The organism is Streptomyces sp. SAT1 (genome assembly GCF_001654495.1).
In the GTDB taxonomy this organism is placed as follows: Bacteria; Actinomycetota; Actinomycetes; order Streptomycetales; family Streptomycetaceae; genus Streptomyces; species Streptomyces andamanensis.
The window spans coordinates 816,210-840,578 of the sequence record NZ_CP015849.1 but is presented as its reverse complement, the minus strand read 5'-3'; the positions used below and the strand labels follow the sequence as shown (position 1 = coordinate 840,578).

The 24,369-nt window shown below is 74.2% G+C and carries 23 protein-coding genes; 14 read left to right on the top strand and 9 right to left on the bottom strand.

The window, feature by feature from the left end; genetic code table 11:
* The first annotated feature begins 28 nt into the window (after window positions 1-28).
* Window positions 29-622, top strand: a complete 594-nt coding sequence (locus A8713_RS03580) for a transglutaminase-like domain-containing protein (RefSeq protein WP_064531375.1) — start codon at window positions 29-31, stop codon at window positions 620-622.
* A 19-nt stretch (window positions 623-641) separates the two neighbouring features.
* Entirely contained in the window at window positions 642-1,343 is a 702-nt protein-coding gene (locus A8713_RS03575) for a B3/B4 domain-containing protein (protein WP_064531374.1), read from the top strand.
* Window positions 1,344-1,346: 3 nt separating this feature from the next.
* Here A8713_RS03575 and A8713_RS03570 read toward each other — a convergent pair whose 3' ends face one another.
* Window positions 1,347-1,565, bottom strand: a complete 219-nt coding sequence (locus A8713_RS03570) for a hypothetical protein (protein WP_064531373.1) — start codon at window positions 1,563-1,565, stop codon at window positions 1,347-1,349.
* 126 nt (window positions 1,566-1,691) lie between these two features.
* Window positions 1,692-2,420 carry a lysophospholipid acyltransferase family protein gene (locus tag A8713_RS03565; protein WP_064531372.1) on the bottom strand — a complete coding sequence of 243 codons (729 nt, stop codon included), beginning with the start codon at window positions 2,418-2,420 and terminating at the stop codon, window positions 1,692-1,694.
* A 257-nt stretch (window positions 2,421-2,677) separates the two neighbouring features.
* Here A8713_RS03565 and A8713_RS03560 point away from each other — a divergent pair, with 257 nt between their 5' ends.
* The 5 genes from A8713_RS03560 (at window position 2,678) to A8713_RS03540 (ending at window position 7,314) form a co-directional block, all read left to right on the top strand.
* Window positions 2,678-3,049 (top strand): TlpA family protein disulfide reductase, encoded by a 372-nt coding sequence (locus A8713_RS03560; protein WP_107440768.1) that lies wholly within the window; start codon window positions 2,678-2,680, stop codon window positions 3,047-3,049.
* Window positions 3,050-3,251: 202 nt separating this feature from the next.
* The gene (locus A8713_RS03555) at window positions 3,252-3,776 is read left to right on the top strand and encodes a flavin reductase family protein (RefSeq protein ID WP_064537215.1); all 525 of its coding nucleotides are present in this window, start codon (window positions 3,252-3,254) and stop codon (window positions 3,774-3,776) included.
* 229 nt (window positions 3,777-4,005) lie between these two features.
* A complete protein-coding gene (locus A8713_RS03550) occupies window positions 4,006-4,794 on the top strand; it encodes an electron transfer flavoprotein subunit beta/FixA family protein (protein WP_064531370.1) in 789 nt (262 codons plus the stop codon).
* 55 nt (window positions 4,795-4,849) lie between these two features.
* The gene (locus tag A8713_RS03545) at window positions 4,850-5,812 is read left to right on the top strand and encodes an electron transfer flavoprotein subunit alpha/FixB family protein (protein WP_064531369.1); all 963 of its coding nucleotides are present in this window, start codon (window positions 4,850-4,852) and stop codon (window positions 5,810-5,812) included.
* Window positions 5,813-6,009: 197 nt separating this feature from the next.
* Window positions 6,010-7,314: a DUF6986 family protein gene (locus A8713_RS03540; protein ID WP_064531368.1), complete on the top strand. Its 1,305-nt coding sequence runs from the start codon at window positions 6,010-6,012 to the stop codon at window positions 7,312-7,314.
* A gap of 50 nt (window positions 7,315-7,364) precedes the next feature.
* Here A8713_RS03540 and A8713_RS03535 read toward each other — a convergent pair whose 3' ends face one another.
* Window positions 7,365-8,438 carry a LacI family DNA-binding transcriptional regulator gene (locus tag A8713_RS03535; RefSeq protein ID WP_064531367.1) on the bottom strand — a complete coding sequence of 358 codons (1,074 nt, stop codon included), beginning with the start codon at window positions 8,436-8,438 and terminating at the stop codon, window positions 7,365-7,367.
* A 208-nt stretch (window positions 8,439-8,646) separates the two neighbouring features.
* Here A8713_RS03535 and A8713_RS03530 point away from each other — a divergent pair, with 208 nt between their 5' ends.
* The 3 genes from A8713_RS03530 to A8713_RS03520 all read left to right on the top strand — a co-directional run bounded on the left by A8713_RS03530 (window position 8,647) and on the right by A8713_RS03520 (window position 11,238).
* Window positions 8,647-9,600 (top strand): ROK family protein, encoded by a 954-nt coding sequence (locus A8713_RS03530; protein WP_064531366.1) that lies wholly within the window; start codon window positions 8,647-8,649, stop codon window positions 9,598-9,600.
* A 213-nt stretch (window positions 9,601-9,813) separates the two neighbouring features.
* Window positions 9,814-10,008, top strand: coding sequence for a hypothetical protein (locus tag A8713_RS03525; RefSeq protein ID WP_018570967.1), 195 nt, complete (start codon window positions 9,814-9,816; stop codon window positions 10,006-10,008).
* 183 nt (window positions 10,009-10,191) lie between these two features.
* Complete coding sequence (locus tag A8713_RS03520; protein WP_064531365.1) at window positions 10,192-11,238, top strand: NUDIX hydrolase; 1,047 nt, start codon at window positions 10,192-10,194, stop codon at window positions 11,236-11,238.
* A gap of 776 nt (window positions 11,239-12,014) precedes the next feature.
* Here the strand turns inward: A8713_RS03520 and A8713_RS03515 are convergent.
* Both A8713_RS03515 and A8713_RS03510 read right to left on the bottom strand, forming a co-directional pair.
* Window positions 12,015-12,731 (bottom strand): MBL fold metallo-hydrolase, encoded by a 717-nt coding sequence (locus A8713_RS03515; protein ID WP_064531364.1) that lies wholly within the window; start codon window positions 12,729-12,731, stop codon window positions 12,015-12,017.
* A 95-nt stretch (window positions 12,732-12,826) separates the two neighbouring features.
* Window positions 12,827-14,179, bottom strand: a complete 1,353-nt coding sequence (locus A8713_RS03510; protein WP_064531363.1) for a dipeptidase — start codon at window positions 14,177-14,179, stop codon at window positions 12,827-12,829.
* A 250-nt stretch (window positions 14,180-14,429) separates the two neighbouring features.
* Here A8713_RS03510 and A8713_RS03505 point away from each other — a divergent pair, with 250 nt between their 5' ends.
* The 3 genes from A8713_RS03505 to A8713_RS03495 all read left to right on the top strand — a co-directional run bounded on the left by A8713_RS03505 (window position 14,430) and on the right by A8713_RS03495 (window position 17,727).
* The gene (locus A8713_RS03505) at window positions 14,430-15,728 is read left to right on the top strand and encodes a geranylgeranyl reductase family protein (protein ID WP_064531362.1); all 1,299 of its coding nucleotides are present in this window, start codon (window positions 14,430-14,432) and stop codon (window positions 15,726-15,728) included.
* A 104-nt stretch (window positions 15,729-15,832) separates the two neighbouring features.
* Window positions 15,833-17,065, top strand: a complete 1,233-nt coding sequence (locus tag A8713_RS03500; RefSeq protein WP_107440767.1) for a sensor histidine kinase — start codon at window positions 15,833-15,835, stop codon at window positions 17,063-17,065.
* Window positions 17,062-17,727, top strand: a complete 666-nt coding sequence (locus A8713_RS03495) for a response regulator transcription factor (RefSeq protein WP_064531360.1) — start codon at window positions 17,062-17,064, stop codon at window positions 17,725-17,727. The genes A8713_RS03500 and A8713_RS03495 overlap by 4 nt, the downstream gene beginning before the upstream one ends.
* Window positions 17,728-17,766: 39 nt before the next feature.
* On the opposite strand, the gene A8713_RS03490 is transcribed toward A8713_RS03495, so the two are convergent.
* Entirely contained in the window at window positions 17,767-18,528 is a 762-nt protein-coding gene (locus A8713_RS03490) for a maleylpyruvate isomerase family mycothiol-dependent enzyme (protein WP_064531359.1), read from the bottom strand.
* A gap of 220 nt (window positions 18,529-18,748) precedes the next feature.
* Between A8713_RS03490 and A8713_RS03485 the strand changes: the two genes are divergently transcribed.
* Entirely contained in the window at window positions 18,749-21,349 is a 2,601-nt protein-coding gene (locus A8713_RS03485) for an ATP-dependent Clp protease ATP-binding subunit (RefSeq protein WP_064531358.1), read from the top strand.
* Between the two features lie 7 nt (window positions 21,350-21,356).
* Here A8713_RS03485 and A8713_RS03480 read toward each other — a convergent pair whose 3' ends face one another.
* The 3 genes from A8713_RS03480 to A8713_RS03470 form a co-directional block, all read right to left on the bottom strand.
* The gene (locus A8713_RS03480) at window positions 21,357-22,526 is read right to left on the bottom strand and encodes an MFS transporter (protein ID WP_064531357.1); all 1,170 of its coding nucleotides are present in this window, start codon (window positions 22,524-22,526) and stop codon (window positions 21,357-21,359) included.
* Window positions 22,527-22,729: 203 nt separating this feature from the next.
* Window positions 22,730-23,302 (bottom strand): Rv1733c family protein, encoded by a 573-nt coding sequence (locus A8713_RS03475; RefSeq protein WP_237305298.1) that lies wholly within the window; start codon window positions 23,300-23,302, stop codon window positions 22,730-22,732.
* Between the two features lie 169 nt (window positions 23,303-23,471).
* Window positions 23,472-24,332, bottom strand: coding sequence for a class I SAM-dependent methyltransferase (locus A8713_RS03470; RefSeq protein ID WP_064531355.1), 861 nt, complete (start codon window positions 24,330-24,332; stop codon window positions 23,472-23,474).
* Between the last annotated feature and the right edge of the window lie 37 nt (window positions 24,333-24,369).

Here is a 24,369-nt window from a genome sequence, read left to right as displayed (position 1 = left end):
AGTGATCGCATTCCTATGCTCTGCGGGCATGGAGCTGACCCAGCACACCCCCGACCTGTCCGCTTATCTCGCCGCCGACGAGGCGATCGACCATGAACACCCGGTGGTACGCGAGACCGCGGCCCGGCTGGCCGAGGGGGTGGCAGACTCGTATGCCTATGCACGGTCCGCGTACGAGTTCGTGCGCGACACCATTCCGCACTCGCAGGACTCTGAGGATCCGCGCGTCACCTGGCGGGCCTCCGACGTCCTGCGGCAGCGCACCGGCATCTGCCACGCCAAGGCCCATGCCCTGGCCGCCCTGCTGCGCGCCGAGGACATCCCCGCCGCCCTCTGCTACCAGCGGCTGACCTGGGATGACGGCGGCGGTCACGTCCTGCACGGCCTGGTCGCCGTACGGTTCAACGGCGCCTGGCACCGCCAGGACCCGCGCGGCAACAAGCCGGGCGTCGACGCGCAGTTCTCCCTCGGAGGTGAACGCCTGGCCTTCGTGCCCGATCCCGAGTCGAATGAGATGGACTACCCGGTACTGTACGCTGAACCTCATCCGGCGGTGCTCGCCGCCCTGAAGGCCGCCCCCGACCGGTCGGCGCTGGCCGCGGCGCTCCCCACCCACCTGTGACCCGCGAGACGGACGGACCATGACGCTCACCCTCACCGTGTCCGACGAGGTGCGCGCGCTCGCGCCCGGCTTCACCCATGTGGCCGTCGAGGCGCACGGCCTCGTGAACGGCCCCAGCACCGAGGCCGGTTCGGCGCTCCTGGACGACGCGGCGCGCCGGATGGCCGCCCGCCTGGACGGCCGCGCCCCGCACGAGGACCCGCACATGGCGGCCTGGCGCGAGACCTACACCGCCTTCGGTGCCAAGCCGTCGCGCACCCGCAACTCCGCCGAGGCCCTGGCCAGGCGCGCCCTCTCCGGCGCCGGTCTGCCCCGCGTCAACGCCCTCGTCGACCTCTACAACGCCATCAGCGTCGCCCACCTGATCCCCGTCGGCGGCGAGGACATGGACCTGATCCAGGGCGGTATGCGCCTGGTGCGCGCCGGCGGCGAGGAGGACTTCGTGACCGTGGCCGGCGGCGAGGAGGTCGTCGAGCACCCCGAGCCCGGCGAGGTCGTGTGGTGCGACGGGGCCGGGGTCACCTGCCGCCGCTGGAACTGGCGCCAGGGCCCGCGCACCCGGCTCACCGACCGCACCGCCTCGGGCCTCTTCCTGCTGGAGAGCCTGGCGCCGATGCCCGTCGCCGACGTGGTGCGGGCGGCCGGCGAACTCGCCGAACTGCTGGAGAAGTCCAGCCCGGGTGCCCGCGTCACCGTGCGGGGCCCGAAGTCCGCGGCCTGAGCCTCAGGGACGGCGGAACTGGTCGCTCATGGTCGGCATGGTGTTGTGCATCGACAGCGTGGAGTACGCGCTGCGGTCCCGCTGCGCCTGGATCCGGCTGGCCTGTTCGATGAGGAGACCGTCCGCGTTGTGCGTGGTGCTGCTGCGGCGGCGCAGGACCACCACGACCAGCCACGCGGCGATCGCGGCGAACAGGCCGAACATGAGACCGATCGTGGCCATGGAACCCCCCGTCCCGGCATCCGTCCCGGCGCGGCCGTCCGCCCGGACCGGATGGCGGTTGCGATGTACGAACCGGCCTTCAGGTTACGGCAGTTCACCCGGTCATGGGCAGACGGCAGGGCGGCCTCAGTGCGCCGCGGCGGTGCGCAGCTGCTCCGGCGTGGGAGCCGTGCCGCCCAGGTGCGCGGGCATCCACCAGGTGTCCTCCGGGCCCTTCGGGCGGACCGGGTAGGCGCGCTGGGCGGCCTCCAGCAGCTCCTGCACACGCTCGCGCAGCCGCCGCGTGATCGCTCCCGCGTACTGGTCGCGCGGCGCCTCGACGGCCTCGCCCACCCGGACCGTGACCGGGGTGTGGCTGCGCCGGAAGTTGCGCGGGTGCCCCTTGGTCCACAGGCGCTGGGTGCCCCAGACGGCCATCGGGATCAGCGGCACCCCGGCCTCCTGCGCCAGCCGGGCGGCACCGGACTTGAAGCTCTTGAGGGTGAAGGACTCCGAGATGGTGGCCTCCGGGAAGACACCGATCACCTCACCGGAGCGCAGCGAGCCGAGGGCGTGCTCGTAGGCCGCCTCGCCCTGGGCGCGGTCCACCGGGATGTGCTTCATACCGCGCATCAGCGGACCGGAGATCCGGTGCCGGAACACCGACTCCTTCGCCATGAACCGCACCAGACGCTTCTGCGGCAGCGCCGCCAGTCCGTTGAAGATGAAGTCCAGATAGCTGATGTGATTGCTCACCAGCACGGCGCCGCCCTGGCGCGGGATGTTCTCCGAGCCCCGGCAGTCGATCTTGAGATCCCACACCTTGAACATCGTGCGGGCGAAACCGATCACGGGACGGTAGACGAACTCGGCCATGGGCGGGGCGGACCCTTCTGTCTGCCAGGGACTCCCGGCGAAGTTACGCAGCCGTAGGTTTACGGCTCGTCGCAGATCGTGCCCCAAGAACGGCCGGGGAGCCAGCCCGCGTGCCCGTCCCCGGCGAGATCCTCGTCACGTCGGCCCGGCCGCCGGGCGCCCCGCCGGCGGCCGGGGCCCCGCACGGGAATCTTCGGCGGGCCGTACGCGCTGCACCCGGCAGGAGCCGGGCGGGCGGCACGGAACAGCCCGGCGCGATCACCGGAACGCGGGACGGGAGACCACGGGTGCGCACGGGCGAGGCGGACGGACGGCTGGGCGCGGCCGAGTTGGGTGAGCCCCTGGGCGAACGCGCCACGCTGGTGCAGTTCTCGACCGCCTTCTGCGCGCCCTGCCGGGCGACCCGCAGGGTCCTCGGCGAGGTGGCGCGCATGGTCCCCGGCGTCGCCCATGTGGAGATCGACGCCGAGGCCCGCCTCGGACTCGTCCGCGCGCTGGACGTCCGCAGGACGCCCACCGTGCTCGTCCTGGACGCGGACGGCCGCGTCGTGCGCCGCGCCGCCGGGCAGCCCCGTACGGCCGACGTCGTCGCGGCCCTGGGGGAGGTGCTGTGCGGAAGCGGCCTGTGACCGTGAGACATGTCCCATGTGCCGGGACCCACTTGACTGCGCCCGTCACCTCTCGTCAATCTGACTGTATGTCTCGGGAACTCCTTCTCTCCGGGTGGGCACGTCCGGGAGCGACGCCGTCCGCCGGCGCCGCGAGCGCGCGCTGTCCGGGCTGTTGAGCAGCCACGGTCCCCGCGCGTCCCACCAGCAGAAGGACAACTCCATGACGGCCCCGTCCGACCTCTCCTCCGCCGCCTCCACCGCCTTCGAACCGGCCTCTCCCGGCCTGCTGCGCTCCGTCTTCCGGCGGCACGCGGCGGGTGTCGCGGTGATCACGGCGCGCGGCGACCACGGCCCGGTCGGCTTCACCGCGACCTCCCTGACGTCCGTCTCCGCCGAGCCGCCGCTGCTCTCCTTCGGGATCGGGACCGGCGCCTCCAGCTGGCCCGCGCTCTCCCGGACCGGCCACCTCGGCGTCCATCTGCTGGGCGAGCACCAGGAAGAACTGGCCGCCACCTTCGCGCGCAGCGGCGCCGACCGGTTCGCGGCACCCACCTCCTGGCGCGACGGCCCCGAGGGCGTTCCGCTGCTGGACGGCGTGCTCGCCCGGCTGGTCTGCCGGGTGGTCGCACGGGTCCCGGCGGGCGACCACCGCATCGTCATCGCGGAGCTGGTCCTCGGCGACCACACGGGCCCCGGCCGCCCTCTCCTCTACCACCAGGGCCGCTTCAACGCCCTGCGCGACTGACCCGGAGCCGGCCGCTGCGCAGGCCCCTGCGGAACGGTCGAGTTCCGGTTACGCTGCGTTGCGAAGGTCACAGTTCAAAGCGCTTGCTCAGCGGGCAGGAACTGGGTGTACTGGCGAGTAATATTTCGGTCGGAGCGCGGGGTCGCCCCGAACGGGATCGGCCGCTTCAGGCGCCTATGCTGCCTGCAAGAAGGCAGCCCAGAAATGACGATGCAGTAGGAGAGCCGGCGTGAGCTTGAGGATCGTTGTCACTGTGAAGTACGTGCCCGACGCCACTGGCGACCGGCACTTCGCCGATGACCTGACCGTCGACCGTGACGACGTGGACGGTCTGCTCTCCGAACTGGACGAGTACGCGGTCGAGCAGGCGCTGCAGATCTCCGAGAACTCCGACGACGACGTCGAGGTCACCGTGCTGACGGTGGGTCCGGAGGACGCCAAGGACGCGCTGCGCAAGGCGCTGTCGATGGGTGCGGACAAGGCGATCCACGTCGAGGACGACGACCTGCACGGCACCGACGCGATCGGCACCTCGCTGGTGCTGGCCAAGGCCGTCGAGAAGGCCGGTTACGACCTGGTGATCTCCGGCATGGCCTCCACCGACGGCACCATGGGCGTCGTCCCCGCGCTGCTGGCCGAGCGTCTGGGCGTGCCGCAGGTGACGCTGCTGTCCGAGGTCTCCGTCGAGGACGGCACGGTCAAGGGCCGCCGCGACGGCGACACCGCCTCGGAGCGGCTGGAGGCGTCGCTGCCCGCCGTGGTCTCGGTGACGGACCAGTCGGGCGAGGCGCGCTACCCGTCGTTCAAGGGCATCATGGCGGCGAAGAAGAAGCCGGTGGAGTCCTGGGACCTGTCGGACCTGGACATCGAGGCCGACGAGGTCGGTCTGGAGAGCGCCTACACCGTGGTGGAGTCGGCGGCGGAGCGTCCGGCGCGTACGGCGGGCACGATCGTCAAGGACGAGGGCGAGGGCGGCAAGCAGCTCGCCGCGTTCCTCGCGGGCCAGAAGTTCATCTGAGCCCGTATCCGCCCCGTCGTCCCGCACCCTTCGCAAGCAGGAGAGAAGAAGTCCCATGGCTGAAGTCCTCGTCTACGTCGACCACGTGGACGGTGCCGTCCGCAAGCCCACCCTCGAGCTGCTGACCCTGGCCCGCCGCATCGGCGAGCCCGTCGCCGTCGCGCTGGGCAACGGCGCCGCCGACACCGCCGCCGCCCTCGCCGAGCACGGCGCGGTCAAGGTCCTCACCCACGACGCCGCCGAGTACGCCGACTACCTGGTCGTCCCGAAGGTCGACGCGCTCCAGGCCGCCGTCGCCGCCGTCTCCCCGGCCGCCGTGCTGGTCCCGTCCTCCGCCGAGGGCAAGGAGATCGCCGCCCGCCTGGCGCTGCGCACCGGTTCCGGCATCATCACCGACGCCGTCGACCTGGAGGCCGGCGACGGGGGCCCGGTGGCCACCCAGTCGGTGTTCGCCGCCTCGTACACCACCAAGTCCCGTGTCTCCAAGGGCACCCCGGTCATCACGGTCAAGCCCAACAGCGCCGCCGTGGAGGCCGCCCCGGCCGCCGGCACCGTCGAGGCCCTGGACGTCACCTTCTCCGAGAAGGCCACCGGCACCAAGGTCACCGCCCGCACGCCGCGCGAGTCGACGGGCCGCCCGGAGCTGACCGAGGCCGCCATCGTCGTCTCCGGCGGCCGCGGTGTGAACGGCGCGGAGAACTTCGGCATCATCGAGGCCCTCGCCGACTCCCTCGGCGCGGCCGTGGGCGCCTCCCGCGCCGCGGTGGACGCGGGCTGGTACCCGCACACCAACCAGGTCGGCCAGACCGGCAAGTCCGTGTCGCCGCAGCTGTACATCGCCAACGGCATCTCCGGCGCGATCCAGCACCGCGCCGGCATGCAGACGTCGAAGACCATCGTCGCGGTCAACAAGGACCCCGAGGCCCCGATCTTCGACCTGGTCGACTACGGCGTCGTCGGCGACCTGTTCGAGGTCGTCCCGCAGCTCACCGAGGAGATCAAGACCCGCAAGGGCTGATCCGCCGGGCCCCTTGCCGGGGCCGCCCCGGGCCAGGCCCCCGTGACCGCACCGGTCACGGGGGCCTCGGTGTCTGCGGCCCGGCCGGGCCGGCCGGGGTTCAGGCCGCGGACAGGTGTTGACCGGCGGGAACGTCCACAGATAGCTTCGTAGTGCGGATTATTGATTCCGTACAACGGAAAACAGGAGGGTGTGGAATGGGTCAGGGCCAGCAGGAGACGGTGGCGACGAGCCTCGCGGGCGCCGTCAGCGAGGAGATCAGCGCCTCCCTCGCCCCGGTCGACGCCGAGCTGGAGCGCCGCTACCCGGGCGACCCCGGCACCCGCCAGCCGGTCCACACCGTCTACGTCCCCGGCGACGCCTTCGCCGCCGACACCCTCCGCTCCTGGGGCGACCGGGCGCTGGCCGCCCTCGACGAACACGCCCCGGACGCCGCCTCCTTCGCCGCGGTCCTGGGCCTGGCCGACGACCTCGCGGAACCCGTCCACTCCCGCGTCCGCGCCAAGCTGGAACGCGAACCGATCGAGGACCTCCGCATCGACTTCGAGGACGGCTACGGCCCCCGCCCCGACGCCGAGGAGGACGAGGCCGCCGCCCGCGCGGCCCGGCTGGTCGCCGAGGCGTACGAGCAGGGCACCGCCGCGCCGTACATGGGCATCCGGATGAAGTGCATGGAGGCACCCGTCCGCGACCGCGGCATCCGCACCCTCGACATCTTCCTCAGCGGACTGATGCGGGCCGGCGGCCTGCCCGGCGGACTGGTGCTGACGCTGCCGAAGGTCACCTACCCCGAGCAGGTCACCGCCATGGCACGGCTGCTGGACGCCTTCGAGAAGGCCCACGGCCTCGAACCCGGCCGGATCGGCTTCGAGATCCAGATCGAGACCAGCCAGTCCATCCTCGCCGCCGACGGCACCGCCGCCGTCGCCCGGATGATCCAGGCCGCCGAGGGCCGCGCCACCGGCCTGCACTACGGCACCTTCGACTACAGCGCCTGCCTCGGTGTCTCCGCCGCCTACCAGGCCAGCGACCACCCGGCCGCCGACCACGCCAAGGCCGTCATGCAGGTCGCCGCGGCGGGGACCGGCGTCCGCGTCTCGGACGGCTCCACCAACGTCCTGCCGGTCGGCCCGACCGAGAAGGTCCACGACGCCTGGCGCCTGCACTACGGCCTCACCCGCCGCGCCCTGGCCCGCGCCTACTACCAGGGCTGGGACATGCACCCGGCGCACATCCCCACCCGGTACGCGGCCGTGTTCGCCTTCTACCGCGAGGGCTTCGAGCAGGCGGCGGCCCGCCTCGCCCGCTACGCCAACCGGGCCGGCGGCGACGTGATGGACGAGCCCGCCACCGCCAAGGCGCTCAGCGGCTATCTGCTGCGCGGCCTGGACTGCGGCGCCCTCGACATCGCCGAGGTCGCCCGGCTCACCGGTCTGACCCGCGCCGACCTGGAGGGCTTCGCCGCGCCCCGGCGCGGCGACCTCACGGCGTCCGCCCAGTAGCGGCCGGCCGGGGCGCCCCCGTTCGCGCGGGGCGCCCCGGCGCCGTCGCGTCAGGCCGGCGGCGGCACCTCGCCCGAGCCGCGCTGCACGAGCCTGGTCGGCAGTTCGATCCGCTCCGGGGACAGATGGGTGCCGTCGAGCTGCCGGAAGAGCCGTTCGGCGGCGGTGCGGCCGAGCGCGGCGGCGTCCTGGGCCACGACGGTGACACCCGGCTGGAGCAGATCGGCCAGTTCGAGGTCGTCGAAGCCGACCAGGGCGACCGGCCGGGGCAGTCCGGCCAGGACCCGGATCACGGTGACCGTCACCCGGTTGTTGCCGGTGAAGACCGCGGTGACCGGGTCCGGACCCGACAGCATCTCCTCGGCGGCCCGCCGCACCCGCTCCGGGTCGGTGACGCCCAGCGACATCCAGGAGTCCTCCACGGCTATCCCCGCGTCCTCCATCGCCGCCCGGTAGCCGCGCAGCCGCTCGATCGCCGTGTGGATGCGCGGCATGTCGCCGATGAAGCCGATCCTGCGGTGCCCGTGGGCGATCAGGTGCGCGACGCCGTCGCGGGCACCGCCGAAGTTGTCCGAGAGGACCACGTCGGCGTCGATCCGGCCGGCCGGACGGTCCACGAACACGGTGGCGACGCCCGCCTTGATCTCCGGTTCCAGATACCGGTGGTCGTCGCCGGCCGGGATGATGACCAGCCCGTCCACCCGCCGCGCGCACAGCGCCAGCGCCAGCTCCTGCTCGCGGTCCGGGTCCTCCGCGCTGGAGCCGTTGATGAGCAGGGCGCCGTGTGCGCGGGCCACTTCCTCCACCGCGCGGCTGAGCGGACCGTAGAACGGGTCGGCGAGGTCCTCCAGGACGAGTCCGATGCTCGCCGTGCGCCCCTTGCGCAGCACCCGCGCGCTGTCGTTGCGGCGGAAGCCGAGCGCCTCGATGGCCTCCTGCACCCGCCGCTCGGTGTCGGCGGTGACACCGGGCTCGCCGTTCACCACGCGGGAGACGGTCTTGAGGCCCACGCCGGCCCGCGCCGCCACGTCCTTCATGGTCGGACGGTTGCCGTACCGTGTCCCGGACGCGCGGTCCGGAGCGCGGTCGGCGGGGCGGTCTTCTCGGCGGGCGGTCTCTGGCACGATGCGGCGTCCTGTTCCTTGTCGTCCGCAGGGGCTCTGCGCGGGTCCCTGGGTGCGTATGAGGATGTGGCGTCGAGCATAGAGCCTGGACAACGTTGTCATACGCACGAGAGACTGTCCATCGCATACTCGGTCAGCGCTCCCGCCGCGAGGCCGGGCTGCGCTCACCACTTAGTCCTTACATGGTTGACGGGGAGATCTGACACTGATGCACACCGACCTCGTGGCCGCGCTCGACATCGGCGGCACCAAGATCGCCGGAGCGCTGGTGGACGGCCACGGCAGCATCCTGGTGCGCGCACAGCGCGCCACGCCCGCGAAGGAGGACGGTGAGACCGTCATGCGGGCCGTGGAGGACGTGCTCGGCGAGCTGAGCGCGTCCGCGCTGTGGGGCCGGGCCACCGCGCTGGGCATCGGCAGCGCGGGCCCGGTGGACGCCTCCGCCGGTACGGTCAGCCCGGTCAACGTGCCGGGCTGGCGCGGCTACCCGCTGGTGGAGCGCGCACGGGCCGCGGCCGGGGGGCTGCCCGTACAGCTGATCGGCGACGGTGTGGCCATCACGGCGGCCGAGCACTGGCAGGGCGCGGCCCGCGGCCACGACAACGCGCTGTGCATGGTGGTCTCCACGGGCGTGGGCGGCGGTCTGGTCCTCGGCGGCCGGCTGCACCCGGGGCCCACGGGCAACGCGGGGCACATCGGCCACATCAGCGTCGACCTGGACGGCGACCTGTGTCCGTGCGGTTCGCGCGGCTGCGTGGAGCGGATCGCCAGCGGTCCGAACATCGCCCGCCGGGCGGTGGAGAACGGCTGGCGGCCGGGGCCCGACGGCGACACCACGGCCGCCGCCGTGGCCGCCGCCGCGCGCGCGGGCGACCCGGTGGCCGTGGCCTCCTTCGAGCGCGCCGCACGCGCCCTGGCCGCGGGCATCGCGGCGACGGCGACCCTGGTCGAGATCGACATCGCGGTCGTCGGCGGCGGTGTGGGCAAGGCGGGCGAGGTGCTGTTCGGCCCGTTGCGCAAGGCGCTCACGGACTACGCCACCCTCTCCTTCGTCCGGCAACTGACGGTCGTCCCGGCCCAGATGGGCACCGACGCCGGCCTGGTGGGCGCGGCGGCGGCGGCCCTCACGGCACGTACGGACCCGGCGGGGGCCGGGGTCTGAGCGACCGGGCCGCGGCGGGCGGACGGGGACGGGCGGAGGCAAGGGACTCCGGGCGAACGGGAACGGGCGGAGGCAAGGGACTCCGGACGGATGGACGGAAGGCGGGCGGGTCAGCTCGGCGCGGGCGGCCTCATGAGGCGGTGCGGGGCCCGGGTCGGTACGCCGTCGGCCCGCGGTCGCGTGACCAAAGCCGCCGTCCGCCGTTGAGCAGGCATGAAGAAGCGCAGCATGCTCGCCCTCGCCTCCCTGGCCACCGGCTTCGTGGTGGCCGCCGTCTCCCCCTCGCACGCCGCCGACCGGGACGCGCTCGGTGAACTGGGGGTGAAGGACACCGTGGGCGCCGTGGACCACCTCGTCGGCCAGGACGGCCTGCCCGTGGACAAGGACGTCCTGGGACAGAACGACTGAGGCGGACCGGCCGGGCAGCCCCGGGCAGCCCGGCCGGCCCCGCCGGGCGGCCCGCAGCGCAGCGGCGCCGCACCCCTCGCGCGGCGGGGTGCGGCGCCGCTCCGTGTCGTCCTCAACTGGGCCTGGTTTCCGTGGCAGGGTGGAGCGGGCAAGCCACAGGGGGCCAACAGAAGAGGGGGACCAGTGACCGTCGTCTGGATCAACGGCACGTTCGGTGCGGGCAAGTCCGCCACCGCACGGGAACTGATCGATCTGATCCCGAACAGCACGCTCTTCGATCCCGAGGTCATCGGCGGCCTTCTCGCCCAGCACCTCCTGCCGCCCAAGCACCTCGCCGAGGCCGGCGACCTCCAGGACCTGCCGATCTGGCGGCGGCTGGTGATCGACACGGCCGCCGCGATGCTCGCCGAACTGGGCGGCACCCTGGTGGTGCCGATGACCCTGCTCCGCCAGGACCACCGCGACGAGATCTTCGGCGGCCTCGCCGCCCGCCGCATCGGCGTACGCCATGTGCTCCTCGCCCCGGCCGAAACGATCCTGCGTGAGCGGGCGGCCCACCGCGACGCCCCGTCCGGCCTCCCCGACGGCGACCTGCGGACCCACCAGTGGGCCCACGACCGCATCGAGCCCTTCCGCGCCGCGCTGGCCTCCTGGCTCGCCGCCGACGCGCACCTCATCGACAACGGCGCCCTCACCCCGTACGAGACGGCCGTCCGGATCGCCGAGGCGGTCGGCACCGGCGCCGCGCCCCCCTGCGACATCGTGCAGACCCCCGAGCCCACCGCCGAGACCGTCGCCTCCGGTGTGCTGCTCTTCGACGAGCGGGACCGGGTGCTGCTCGTCGACCCCACCTACAAGCCCGGCTGGGAGTTCCCCGGCGGCATAGTCGAACCCGGCGAGGCTCCCGCGCGCGCCGGGATGCGCGAGGTCGCCGAGGAGACCGGCATACGGCTGGAGGAGCCGCCCCGGCTGCTCGTCGTGGACTGGGAACGCCCCGCGCCCCCCGGCTTCGGCGGCCTGCGCCTGCTCTTCGACGGCGGCCGCCTCGACTCTGCCGAGGCCGCCCGGCTGCTGCTGCCCGGCCCCGAACTGCGCGGCTGCCGCTTCGTCACCGAACGGGAGGCCGCCACCCTGCTCCCGCCGGTCCGCCACGAACGCCTGCGCTGGGCGCTGCGCGCCCGCGAACGGGGCGCGGCGGTCTATCTGGAGGCGGGCGTGCCGGTGGGCTGAGCCGGCCCCACCGGGATCCCTCCGGGGGCGGCCCGTAGGCGGTCCGGGTGCCCAGGAACGCGCAGACAGAGGCGTGGGACGGGCCGTGGGCAGGTAGCGGGTGGGCAGGTGGCACGTGGGCCTGTGGGCCGGTGCCCCGGGCACCGATGGACCCTCTGCCGGTTGCCTGATGCGTCCTCTGCCGGTGATCCGGCGGGGGTCCCGTCCCGTCCTGTCCTGTCATGTCCTGTCGGTGTCGGTGTCGGGCATGCCGTCCGTCGGCTGTCCGCTGTGCGCCCGTCGGTTGCGCGACGTGCCGTCCGTCGGCCGGCCGTGGCCCGGCGGTGACTGACCGCCGTCGGGCCGGTCGCGGCCGCCGGAGGGCCCGACGGAGCGACCGGAGGCGGGTCCGGGCCCAGCCGCCCGGATCCGCCGTCCGGCCGGGCGGCTGGGCCCCCGCCCCGGGCACCTGGCCGCCGGCGTCCGGGCCACGCCCCCGGACGCCGGGCGCGCGATCTCGGAGCCCGGACCGGAAGACCGGCCCCGGACACTCGAACGGGGATGTCCGCCCGGACGCTGGAGCTCCGGCGCCCGAAAGTCGAATCCACGTCCCGAGGTTCGAGCCCCGGGACCTGGGCCGGATGCCCGAATCCGGACGCCCGGACGGGGATGCCCGGTCTCGGTGCCCCGACTCGGTGCCCGGCGCTCGGAGCCGGCGCCCGAGCCGCGTACTCCCCGCCCCCGAGCCGCGTACCCCCGGCCCGGAGCCCGGCGCCCGAGCCCCGGACGCCCCCCCCTCACACAGGCGGTTCGTACCGGGCCGCCGCCCGGCGCAGTGTCTCGCCGGCCCGCTCGGTCACCGGGGCGCCGTGGCCGAAGCAGGCCACCTGCGGTTCGAGGGCGGCCAGTTGCCGGAAGGCGGCGAGGGTGCGGGCGCGGTCGAGGTTGAAGACGCCGAGGACGACGGAGCCGTCGACCGGGGACACGGCGATCGTGTCCCCGGTGAACAGGACGCCGTACCGGGGAAGATGGACGCCGATGCTGCCGTCGGTGTGGCCCGGGGCGTGCACGACGCGGGCGCCGCCGCCGAAGCCGAGGACGTCGCCGTCGGACACCTTGGTGAGCTGCCGGGGGCGGACCGGATCGCCCTCGGGGAGCCGCGCGAGGGCCGCCGCGTGCAGGGCCTGCTCCCCGGCCTCGTAGCGCGGCGGGGGAGGGACCGCCTCGCCCCTGACGTACGGGGCGTCCAGGCGGTGGGCGAGCACCCGCGCCCCGCAGGACCGGGCGAGTTCGCCCGCCCCGCCCGCGTGGTCCTCGTGGAAGTGGGTGATCACGATCCGCCGCAGCTCCCCCGGATCGTGCCCCAGGGATCTGATCGCCTCGGTGATCGGCGCGCCCGCGCCCCTGGGCCCGGAGTCGACCAGTGTCAGCCCGTCGTCGTCGCGCCACAGGTAGGCCTGTCCCACGGGGAAGCGGAGCAGGTGCAGCCGGGGAAGGATCTCCACTACGTCCATGCCCCGACCGTAGAGAGGCCCCCGCCGAAGGGCGAGGGCTCTCTGCCGCTGGCAGAGCGGGCGCGGTGGACCGGCCCGCCCGGCGTGCGTGCGGGTCAGCCCGCGTAGTTGCGCAGGAACAGCGCCTCGGCGACCGACAGCCGCTCCAGTTCCTCGGGCGAGACGCTCTCGTTCACCGCGTGGATCTGCGCCTCGGGCTCGCTCAGGCCGATGAGCAGGATCTCGGCCTGCGGGTAGAGCGCGGCCAGGGTGTTGCACAGCGGGATCGAGCCGCCCTGTCCGGCGTACTGGAGCTCCTCGCCGGGGTAGGCGACCGCCATGGCGTCGGCCATCGCCTGGTACGCCGGGCTCGCGGTGTCGGCGCGGAAGGGCTGGCCCTGGCCGATCTGCTCGGTGCGCACCCGGGCACCCCACGGCGTGTGCGCCTCCAGGTGGGCCTGGAGCAGCTCGGTGGCCTTGGCGGCGTCGACGCCCGGCGGCACCCGCAGGCTCACCAGCGCGCGGGCACCCGCCTGCACGGACGGCGTGGCGCCGACGACGGGCGGGCAGTCGATGCCGAGGACGGTGACGGCCGGGCGGGCCCAGACGCGGTCGGCGACCGCGCCCGAACCGATCAGCTCCACCCCGTCCAGCACCTTGGCGTCCTTGCGGAACTGCTCGTCCTCGTACGCCAGCCCGTCCCACACCGCGTCGGCGGCGAGACCGTCGACGGTCGTCGAACCGTCCTCGGCGCGCAGCGAGTCCAGGACGCGGATCAGCGCGGCGAGCGCGTCGGGCGCGGCGCCGCCGAACTGGCCGGAGTGCAGATTGCCCTCCAGGGTGTCCACCTGGACGCGGACCAGGGTCATCCCGCGCAGCGTGCTGGTCACGGTCGGCAGGCCGACGCGGAAGTTGCCGGTGTCGCCGATCACGATGGTGTCGGCCGCCAGCAGCTCGGGGTGCTCCTCGGCGTAGCGCTCCAGGCCGCCGGTGCCCTGCTCCTCCGAACCCTCCGCGATCACCTTGATGTTGACCGGTATGCCGCCGTTCGCCTTCAGGGCGCGCAGCGCGAGCAGGTGCATGATGACCCCGCCCTTGCAGTCGGCCGCGCCGCGCCCGTACCAGCGGCCGTCGCGGTCGGTCAGCTCGAAGGGAGGCGTGGTCCAGGCGCCCTCGTCCAGCGGCGGCTGCACGTCGTAGTGGGCGTACAGCAGCACCGTCCTGGCGCCCTCGGGGCCGGGCAGGTAGCCGTACACCGACTGGGTGCCGTCCGGGGTGTCGAGCAGCGCCACGTCCGTGAAGCCCTCGGCGCGCAGCGCGTCGGCGATCCAGTTCGCCGCGCCCTCGCTCTCGCTCCTCGGATACTGGTCGAAGTCCGCCACCGACTTGAAGGCCACCAGTTCGGCCAGCTCCGCCCTGGCCCCGGGCAGCAGGGAGGCGACGGTCTCGGCGACCGGATGCGACGACATGGGCACGCTCCTTGTGGGTGCGACGTTGCACTCGTGAGCACCTCTGCGGCGCTCTGTGAGCACTTTTGTGTCTTCGGTGATCGTGTCGGTGCGGGCGCGTCCGTGTGGGCGGACGTGTCCGCTGCCGATCCTCCCACAGCGGACCTGGGGGAAAGCGGCCGTAGGATGCGGGGGACAGATGGGGTGCCCCTGCTCGGGCGGAGCCGAGAGCCGGGGGAGGCAGTCGGTTGATGTGGAGCGGTAGACCATCGTGAGCAGCGAGAACTCTTCGGCGGACGACGTGCAGCAGGTGTGGGACGTCGTCGTGGTGGGCGCGGGACCCGCGGGGGCCTCGGCCGCCTACGCGGCGGCGGTCGCGGGGCGGCGCGTCCTGTTGCTGGAGAAGGCCGACCTGCCACGGTACAAAACCTGCGGCGGCGGGATCATCGGTCCCTCGCGCGACTCGCTGCCGCCCGGGTTCGACCTGCCGCTCCAGGACCGGGTGCACGCCGTGACGTTCTCCCACAACGGCCGCTTCACCCGCACCCGGCGCTCCCGGCAGATGCTGTTCGGGCTGATCAACCGGCCCGAGTTCGACCAGCAGCTCGTCGAGCACGCGCAGAAGGCGGGCGCCGAGCTGCGCACCGGCGCCACCGTGACCCGGGTGGAGCAGCACGGCTCGGCCGTGCCGGACCGGCGGACGGTCGCCGTGGTGCTCCAGGGCGGCGAGACCGTGCTCGCCCGCGCGGTGGTCGGCGCCGACGGCAGCGCCAGCCGCATAGGCGCCCATGTCGGGGTCAAGCTCGACCAGGTCGACCTCGGTCTGGAGGCGGAGATCCCGGTGCCCGAGACCGTCGCCGACGACTGGCGCGGCCGGGTCCTCATCGACTGGGGCCCGATGCCGGGCAGTTACGGCTGGGTCTTCCCCAAGGGCGACACGCTCACCGTCGGTGTGATCTCGGCGCGCGGCGAGGGGGCCGCGACCAAGCGGTACCTGGAGGACTTCGTCGCCCGGCTGGGACTGGCCGGTTTCGAGCCGAGCATCTCCTCCGGCCATCTGACCCGCTGCCGCGCCGACGACTCGCCGCTCTCGCGCGGGCGCGTGCTGGTCTGCGGCGACGCGGCGGGCATGCTGGAGCCGTGGACGCGTGAGGGAATCTCCTTCGCGCTCAGGTCCGGGCGGCTCGCGGGCGAGTGGGCGGTCCGGATCGCCGAGGCGCACGACGCGGTGGACGCGCGCCGCCAGGCCCTGAACTACGCCTTCGCCATCAAGGCCGGGCTCGGGGTCGAGATGGCCGTCGGCAAGCGGATGCTGGCGGTCTTCGAGCGCCGCCCCGGCCTCTTCCACGCCGCCCTGACCGGCTTCCGCCCGGCCTGGAAGGCGTTCAAGGACATCACCCAGGGCTCCACGACACTGGGCGAGCTGGTCCGCAACCACCCCTTGGCCCAGCGCGCCCTGAGCATGATGGACCGGCGCCAGCCGGCCGCTCCCGCGCCCGCCCCCGCCGAGACCGACACCGGCGCCGAGACGGAGCACGCGGCCGGCACCCGGGAGGCGGACGGTTCCTGAGCGCGGGGGCGGCCCCCTGGGCACCGGCGTACTTCCCCGGGAGTACGGGTGATCACCTCGCCGGGGTGACGTGCCCGGGGGCCGCGACGTCTAGCGTGGCCGGCATGGAAGAGCAGCGCGTACGCGGGGGCGGTCCACCGTGGGGACGGTGGCACGGGCCCGCGGGAGAGCGCGGCGCCGACGGCCGGGAGCGGGCCGGGACCCGCTGGCCGTGGCCCTCCACCGTGCTCGTCACGGCCGTCGTCCTCGCCGGCACCCGCTTCTCGGCCCGCGGGCAGAGCCACCGCGAGGCGCTGGACGCGTACGCGTACGCCCTGCTGGCGGTCGCCGCCGGGCTGCTGCTCTGGCGCACCCGGCGGCCCGCGTTCGTCGTGTACGCCACGGCGGCGGTCACCCTGGCCTACCTCGCGGCCGGATACCCCTACGGTCCCGTGTTCCTGACCGTCGCCGTCAGCTGCTTCAGCGCCGTCGTCGCCGGGCGGCGCCGGGCCGCCTGGACCTCCGTGGGGCTGCTGTGGGCGGGGCACGCGCTGATCGCGCTCTGGCTCTACCGCCTGCTGCCGCCGCCCGGCGACTCCGCGTCCGGCTGGGGACAGCAACTGGTCGTCGCCACCTGGGTGGTGGCCGTCGTCGCGGTCTCGGAACTGGCCCGCGTCCGGCACGAGCAGTGGGCGCGCGAGCGCGCGGAACGCGCCCAGGCCGCCCGGCGCCGCGCCGACGAGGAACGGCTGCGCATCGCCCGCGAACTGCACGACGTGCTCGCCCACAGCATCTCCGTCATCAACGTCCAGGCGGGCGTCGGCCTCGCCCTGCTGGACACCGACCCGGAGCAGGCCCGCACCGCGCTCACCACCATCAAGGCCGCCAGCAAGGAGGCGCTGGGCGAGGTCCGCCAGGTGCTCGGCACGCTGCGCACCCCGGGGGACGCGCCGCGCGCGCCCGCGCCCGGCCTCGACCGGCTGCCCGAACTGGCCGACCAGGCGGCGCACGCCGGGCTCACGGTCCAGATCGAGGGCACCCCGCCCCCGCTGCCGCCCGGCACGGCTCTCGCCGCCTTCCGGATCGTCCAGGAGGCCCTGACCAACGTCGTACGGCACAGCGGTTCCCGGCACGCGCGCGTGCGTCTCGCGCACGGCGGCGGCACCCTGCGGCTGCGTATCGACGACGACGGACCGGCGACCGGCGCGGCGGCGGGCGGCAGCGGCAACGGGCTGGCCGGGATGCGTGAGCGGGCCGCCGCGCTCGGTGGGACCATCGAGGCGGGTCCGCGCCCCGGCGGCGGCTGGCGGGTGCTGGCCGAACTGCCCCTGACGGCCACCGAGGAGGACGACCGGTGATCCGCGTACTGCTCGCCGACGACCAGTCGCTGGTGCGGGCCGGGTTCCGGGCGCTGCTCGACGCCCAGCCGGACATCGAGGTCGCCGGGGAGGCCGCCGACGGTGAGGAGGCCCTGCGCCTGGCGCGGGACGTGCGCCCCGACGTCGTCCTGATGGACATCCGCATGCCCGTCCTGGACGGCCTGGCGGCGACCCGCCGCATCACCGGCGCCCCGGAGCTCGGGGACGTCAAGGTGGTCATGCTCACCACCTTCGAGCTGGACGAGTACGTCTTCGAGGCGATCCGCTCGGGCGCCTCCGGCTTCCTCGTCAAGGACACCGAACCCGAGGAACTGCTGCGTGCGGTGCGGGCGGTGGTCGACGGCGACGCCCTGCTGTCCCCGGGCGTCACCCGCCGCCTCATCGCCGAGTTCGCCGCCCGCTCCAAGGAACCGGCCGCCGCCGACGCCCTGGCCCGGCTCACCGACCGCGAGCGCGAGGTGATGGCCCTGGTCGGCATCGGCCTGTCCAACGCGGAGATCGCCCGCCGCCTGGTGGTCAGCCCGCTCACCGCCAAGACCCACGTCAGCCGCACCATGGTGAAGCTCGGCGCCCGCGACCGCGCCCAACTCGTCGTCCTCGCCTACGAGTCGGGCCTGGTCCGGCCGGGCTGGCTGGGCTGATCCGGGCCGGTCCGGCCCGCGCCCGCCCGGCCCCGCTGCTCAGCCGATCCCCGAGGTCTCCCGCCACAGCGCGGCCAGCGCGGGATCACCCGTCACCCGCGGCACCGGCACCCGGTTCCACAGCGCCAGGTACAACTGGTCCGCGGGACCGGAGAGTTCGGCCTCGGCGTCCGCGCCAGCGCCCGGCTCGGTGACCGGCGGCCCCTCCGACAGCCGTACGGTCCACACGGCGGCGTCCGCACCGGACCCGGCCGGATCGGTGGCGCGCACCCGCAGCACACGCGGCCGGGGCGTACGGACCCGGCTCCGGGAGCGGGCGTGGAAGCCGCGCAGCAGCTCGTCGATGCCGTCGACGGCGAACTCGGCGCCGACCGGGGACGGCAGGCCGCCGCGCGCCGCCTCGGCGTCGAAGCGGTGCACCGCCGTCTCGTGCGCCTGCCGGCGGGTCCAGAAGGCCTGCGCGGACGGCACCGCCAGGGGCGCCGAGTGGAACGTCCAGCACTGCACGTCCTTCGGCGCGCCGGCCAGCACCGCCACGAGGCCGCGATGGCTGTCGCGGTACCACTCCACCAGCGCGGCGCCGTCGAGAGCGGGCGGCTCGTCCAGGGGGCGCGGCGCGGTGTGCGCGTCCGCGACGAGACCGGCCGCCCACCGGTGCACCGCCCCGGTGTGCAGCAGCAGGTCCCGCACCCGCCAGCCCGGACACGTCGGCACCGCGGCACCGGTCCCGGCCTCCTCGGCGGCGGCGGCCAGCAGCCGGCCCTCGCGGTCCAGCGCGTCGAGATACCCGGCGGTCTTCATGGCGGGAAGTGTGCCGCACGGCGTGCGCCCCTGGCGAGCGCCCGGGGGCGTGCGGGCCGTGCGGGCGGGAGGAGTCCCGGTGCGGCCGCCGCCCGCAGCGGGTCGCGGCGATCCCCCAGCACCCCGCTACGGCACTGGGTCGGCGTATGCCGCGTTGCGGTGGGCCGAATGGTGGGTTGGTCTTGAAGGGTCTCATTTCCCCACGCTGCGGACGGCGATCATGACGATGTCCCCCTTCGGCGCCTCGTTCGGCGGCCCGGACCCGTTCTCCGAGATCCTCAACCGCTTCTTCGGCATGACACCGGGCGCCTCGCCGCCCCAGGTGCAGCGGGTGCCGATCGGACGGCTGCTCACCGAGTCCGCCCAGGACCTGATCAACCGCGCCACCGGCAAGGCGGCCGAGGACGGCAGTTCCGACCTGGACACCGAGCACCTGCTGTGGGCCTGCACCCAGGTGGAGCCCGCCCGCGGCCTGCTCGCCCAGGCGGGCGCCGACCCCGACCGGCTCGCCGCCGACCTCGCGCGGGCACTGCCCGCCGAGAGCGGCACCCCCTCGGCCGAGCCGGGCCTGACCCCGGCCGCCAAGCGGGTGCTGCTGCGCGCCTACGAGCACTCCCGGGCGGCCGGTGTCTCCTACATCGGCCCGGAACACATCCTCGGCGCCCTGCTGGACACCCCGGGCGCGGCACCGACCAAGATCCTGGGCGCCCACGGCATCGACACCGAGCAACTGCGCCGCGGCGCGGAGAGCGTCGCCCGCTCCGAGGCCGGGCCCGGCGGCGCCGAGCCGCCGAGCGACACGCCGACCCTCGACCAGTACGGCCGCGACCTGACCGAGGAGGCCCGCGCCGGAAAGCTGGACCCGGTGGTGGGCCGGGCTGAGGAGATCGAGCAGACCGTGGAGATCCTCTCCCGCCGCTCGAAGAACAACCCTGTGCTGATCGGCGAACCGGGCGTCGGCAAGACCGCGATCGTGGAGGGCCTGGCCCAGCGGATCATCGCCGGGGACGTGCCCAAGACCCTGGAGAACAAGCGGGTCGTCGCCCTCGACCTGACGGGACTCGTCGCCGGCGCCCAGTACCGTGGCCAGTTCGAGGAGCGGCTGAAGAACGTCATCGACGAGGTCAAGGCGGCCTCCGAGTCGACGATCCTGTTCCTGGACGAACTGCACACCGTGGTCGGCGCGGGCGCCACCGGCGAGGGCTCGATGGACGCCGGGAACATCCTCAAACCCGCCCTCGCCCGTGGTGAACTGCACGTCGTCGGCGCCACCACCCTCACCGAGTACCGCAAGTACGTGGAGAAGGACGCCGCCCTGGAGCGCCGCTTCCAGCCGGTCATGGTGCCCGAGCCCAGCGTCGAGGAGACCGTGCAGATCCTGGAGGGCCTGCGCGACTCCTACGAGGCCCACCACCAGGTCCGCTACACCGACGACGCGCTGGCCGCCGCCGCCGAGCTGTCCGACCGGTACGTCACCGACCGGTTCCTGCCCGACAAGGCCATCGACCTGCTCGACCAGGCCGGCGCGCGGGTGCGGCTGCGCTCGATGGGCCGGTCCACCGAGGTCGCCGAGCGCGAGGACCGGCTGGCCAAGCTGCGCCGCGAGAAGGACCAGGCCGTGGCCGGGGAGGACTTCGAGCGCGCCTCCGAGCTGAAGGACCGCATCACCGACGTGGAGACCGAGCTGGAAGGGCTCGCCGAGCGGCGCGAGGGCGTGCTGGAGGTGACCGTCGCCGACATCGCCGACGTACTGTCCCGGCGCACCGGCATCCCCGTCGCCCAGCTCACCGAGAGCGAGAAGGAAAGGCTGCTGAAGCTGGAGGACGCCCTGCACTCGCGCGTCGTCGGGCAGGACGAGGCGGTCACCGCGGTCGCCCAGGCGGTGCGCCGCAGCCGGGCCGGCATGGGCGATCCCAACCGGCCCGTCGGCTCGTTCCTCTTCCTCGGACCGACCGGCGTCGGCAAGACCGAACTGGCCAAGGCGCTCGCCGAGCTGCTGTTCGGCGACGAGAACCGCATGGTCCGCTTCGACATGAGCGAGTTCCAGGAGAAGCACACCGTCTCCCGGCTCGTCGGGGCCCCGCCCGGCTATGTCGGCCACGAGGAGGCGGGCCAGCTCACCGAGAAGGTCCGCCGCCAGCCCTACAGCGTGCTGCTCTTCGACGAGGTCGAGAAGGCCCACCCGGACGTCTTCAACACCCTGCTCCAGGTGCTGGACGACGGACGGCTCACCGACGCGCAGGGCCGCACCGTCGACTTCCGCAACACCGTGGTCATCATGACCTCGAACATCGGCGCCCAGCGGATCCTCGCCCACCACGGCGACGTCGCCGCCATCAAGGACCAGCTGATGGAGGACCTGCGCGGCAGGTTCCTGCCCGAGTTCCTCAACCGCATCGACGACATCATCATCTTCCACGGCCTGGGCGAGGCGGAGCTGAACCAGATCGTCGATCTGCTGCTGGACAACAGCCGCCGTCGCGTCCGCGCCCAGGGCATGGAACTGGAGGTCACCGACGCGGCGAAGAAGCTGCTGGTCGCCCACGGCCACCAGCCCGAGTTCGGCGCCCGCCCGCTGCGCCGCACCCTCCAGGCCGAGCTGGACAACCGCATCGCCTCCCTGCTGCTGAGCGACTCGGCCGACCCCGGTGACACGATCGTCGCCGACGTCGAGAACGACGCCCTGGTGTGCCGGGTCGAGCGTCCGGCGCCGTCCGACGCCAAGGTCTACGAGAACGCCGAGAACGCCGAGAACGCCGAGGCCGCGGGGGACGGGGCGAAGGCGCAGGGGGAGGCGGGGGGCCCGGAAGCGGCCTCCTGAGCGCCGTTCACTCGTACGCCGTCCGTCGCGTCGCGAACCCGATCGCGGCGGCGACGGCGGCCAGTACGGCGACGCTGGCCAGCGCCGCCCGCAGGGACAGCCAGCCGGCCATGAACCCGATGGCCGGGGGTCCCATGAGCATGCCGCCGTACCCGAGCGTGGAGGCGGTCGCGACACCGTTCGGACCGGCCAGCGCGCCCGCTCGCTCCACGGCGACCGGGAAGAGGTTGGCGAGCCCCAGACCGGTCACGGCGAAGCCGAGCAGGGCCACCCACACGGCGGGCGCGAGGCAGCCGAGGAGCATTCCGGCCGCGGCGACGCAGCCGCCGCCCACGATGACGCGGGTGCGGCCGAGCCGTTCGAGCAGCGTGGTGCCGGACAGCCGTCCCACGGTCATCGCGAGCGCGAAGCACGAGTAGCCCACCGCCGCGACGCCCGGCGACGCGTGCAGGTCCTGGGTGAAGTGCAGGGCGCCCCAGTCGGCCATGGCCCCCTCGCCGTAGGCCGTGCACAGGGCGATGAGCCCGAGGACCAGGACGACCCCGCGGGTGCGGCCGCCTTGCCGGTGCCCGTCGCGGCGGTCCCGGCGGGTCCTGCCGCCGTCGGGGGGCGCGGGGGAGTCCAGCCGCAGCAGCGTCCGCCCGGCGACGGCCGTGACGAGCAGACCGGTCACGGTGAGCGCCAGCAGATGGCGGGTGGGGGACAGGAGCCCGGCGACGAGCCCGCCGAGGCCCGCCCCCACCATGCCGCCGAGGCTGAAGGCGGCGTGGAAGGTCGGCATGACCGGACGCCGCAGCGCGGCCACCAGGTCGACGGCCGCGCTGTTGAAGGCGACGTTGATGCCGCCGTAGGCGGCGCCGAACACCAGCAGGACGGCGCCCAGCGCGAGGGCGGAGTGGGTGAGCGGCGGCAGGGCCACGCTGAGCGAGAGCAGCACCGCGCAGACGACCGTGACCAGGTGGCTCCCGTAGCGGCGGCAGAGCCGGCCGGTGAGGGTCATCGTGACGACGGCACCGGCGGAGACCCCGAGGAGCGCGAGCCCGAGGGCTCCGGTGGAGGAGTGCGTCTGCTCCTTGATGGCCGGGATGCGCACCACCCAGCCGGCGAAGACGAAGCCGTCGAGGGCGAAGAAGGCGGTGAGGGCGATCCGGAGGCGGACGAGCGGGCGGTCCGGCACGACGTTGTGCGGACGGACTTTGTTTATCAGCGGCACAAAACCAGGCTAGAAGGGCGCCGGGAACGGGGCAAGGGGTGGCGCGCGCGCTCCATGGCCGCCATGGCCGGATTCTCCGCAGGTCAGGCTCTTGACGGCGGCTACGGCGGCTACGGCGGGGCGGTTGCGGGGGCTACGGCGGGAGCCTTGCCGCCGCCCTTCGGCCGTCAGCCCGTCATACGGCCCCAGCGGGCGTCCATCCGGGCCCACTCCTCGGCCCACTGGGCGTCGCGGCGGTGGTCGAGCCGATTCTGCGCGAGCTTGGCGCCGCCGACGACGAAGCCCACGGTGGCCGTCCCGGCCCACAGGCCGCCCAGGACCGCCTGGAAGGCGGTGTCGGCGGCGGAGGCGGGCGGGGAGGTCAGGGCGCCGCGGCCGTTCGTCCAGACGGTGAGGCGGGATCCGGCGGCCACACCGGACGGGACCCGGGTCCGGCCCGTGTGGACCGAGCCGTCCGGATCGGTCCAGCGGACCGTCCCCCACACCAGCGCGCCCCCGGCCGGCCGGGCGGCGCTCCGGGACCCGCCCTCGGCGAGGACGGCGGACACCGGGTGGCTCTGGGCACGGGCACGCTGCGCGTTCTGCTGCATCACGCCCGCCGTCAGCAGCCCGGCCACCAGGGCGCCCACCACGGCGAGGACCCAGGCGGCGGCCAGGATCCACGCCTCGACGACATCGCTGGTCCGCCTGAGCGGATTGCGCTGCCAGCGCCACAGCCACATTCCCGCACGACGTGCCATTGCCGACACCCCCTCGTGCCAGACCGACGGGCCTCACTGCCAGTGTGCCTCCATGGGCGGCCGGAGGCTCCTGTGCGCGGGGAGGCGGCGGGGACTGCCCGGGGCCGGGGGCTCCACGGGGGCCGGAGGCAGCCCCCGGGCACCGCGGAGCTTCCGGACCCGGCCGTCCTCACACCGAGGCGACCAGCAGCTCCTCCGCCGGTTCGGGCCGCAGCCCGTCCGCGCGGCCGTCGAAGTAGCGCCGCGCCAGGTCGTCCGCGGACACATGGCGGACCTCCGTGAACCCCGCCGCGCGGGCGAGGTCCAGCATCTCCTGCGGGGAGAAGAAGCTGAGGAACGGCGACCCGGACGCCCGCGCCATGCGCGTCGTGTTCTCCAGCAGGGCGCGCGTGCGCGGTTCCAGCAGTTCGGCGGGCTGCATGAACGTCATGGCCAGCGTGGAACCGGGCGCGAGCGCCGCCACCTGGCGCAGGGTGCCGGTGATCGCCTCCAGGGTGAGGTACATGCTCACGCCGGTGCAGGCCACCACCGCGGGGCGCCCCGCGTCGAAGCCAGCCGCGACCAGCTCCTTCCACCAGGACCCGCCCGCCTCGAAGTCCACGGGGACCAGCCGCAGGCCCTCCGGGACGCCCAGGCCGAGGTCCGCGAGGCGCTGCCGCTTCCACGCCTGCGGTCCGGGCCGGTCCACCTCGAACACCCGCAGCCCGGCGGCGACCTCCTCGGGGCGGCGCTGCGCGAAGGTGTCCAGTCCGGCGCCCAGGACGACGTACTGCGCGACGCCCCGGGCGGCCTCGGCCGTCACCAGGTCCTCGACGAAGCGGGCGCGGGCCACGACACCCGCCCGGAAGGTCCGCGTCCCCTCGGGGTCCATGTCCGGGCGGCGGAGCCAGTCGTCGCCGGACGCCGCCAGCCGCAGGCCGACCTCGTCCTCGAAGACGTACGGCGGTGGATCGGCCCGCAGATGCAGCGCCCGCCACAGGGCGACCCGCACCGCGGTGTGGTCCGCCTGCTCCACCCGGCTGTCCTCCATGCGTCCACCACTCCTTCGCGACGGGGTGGGGGACGGG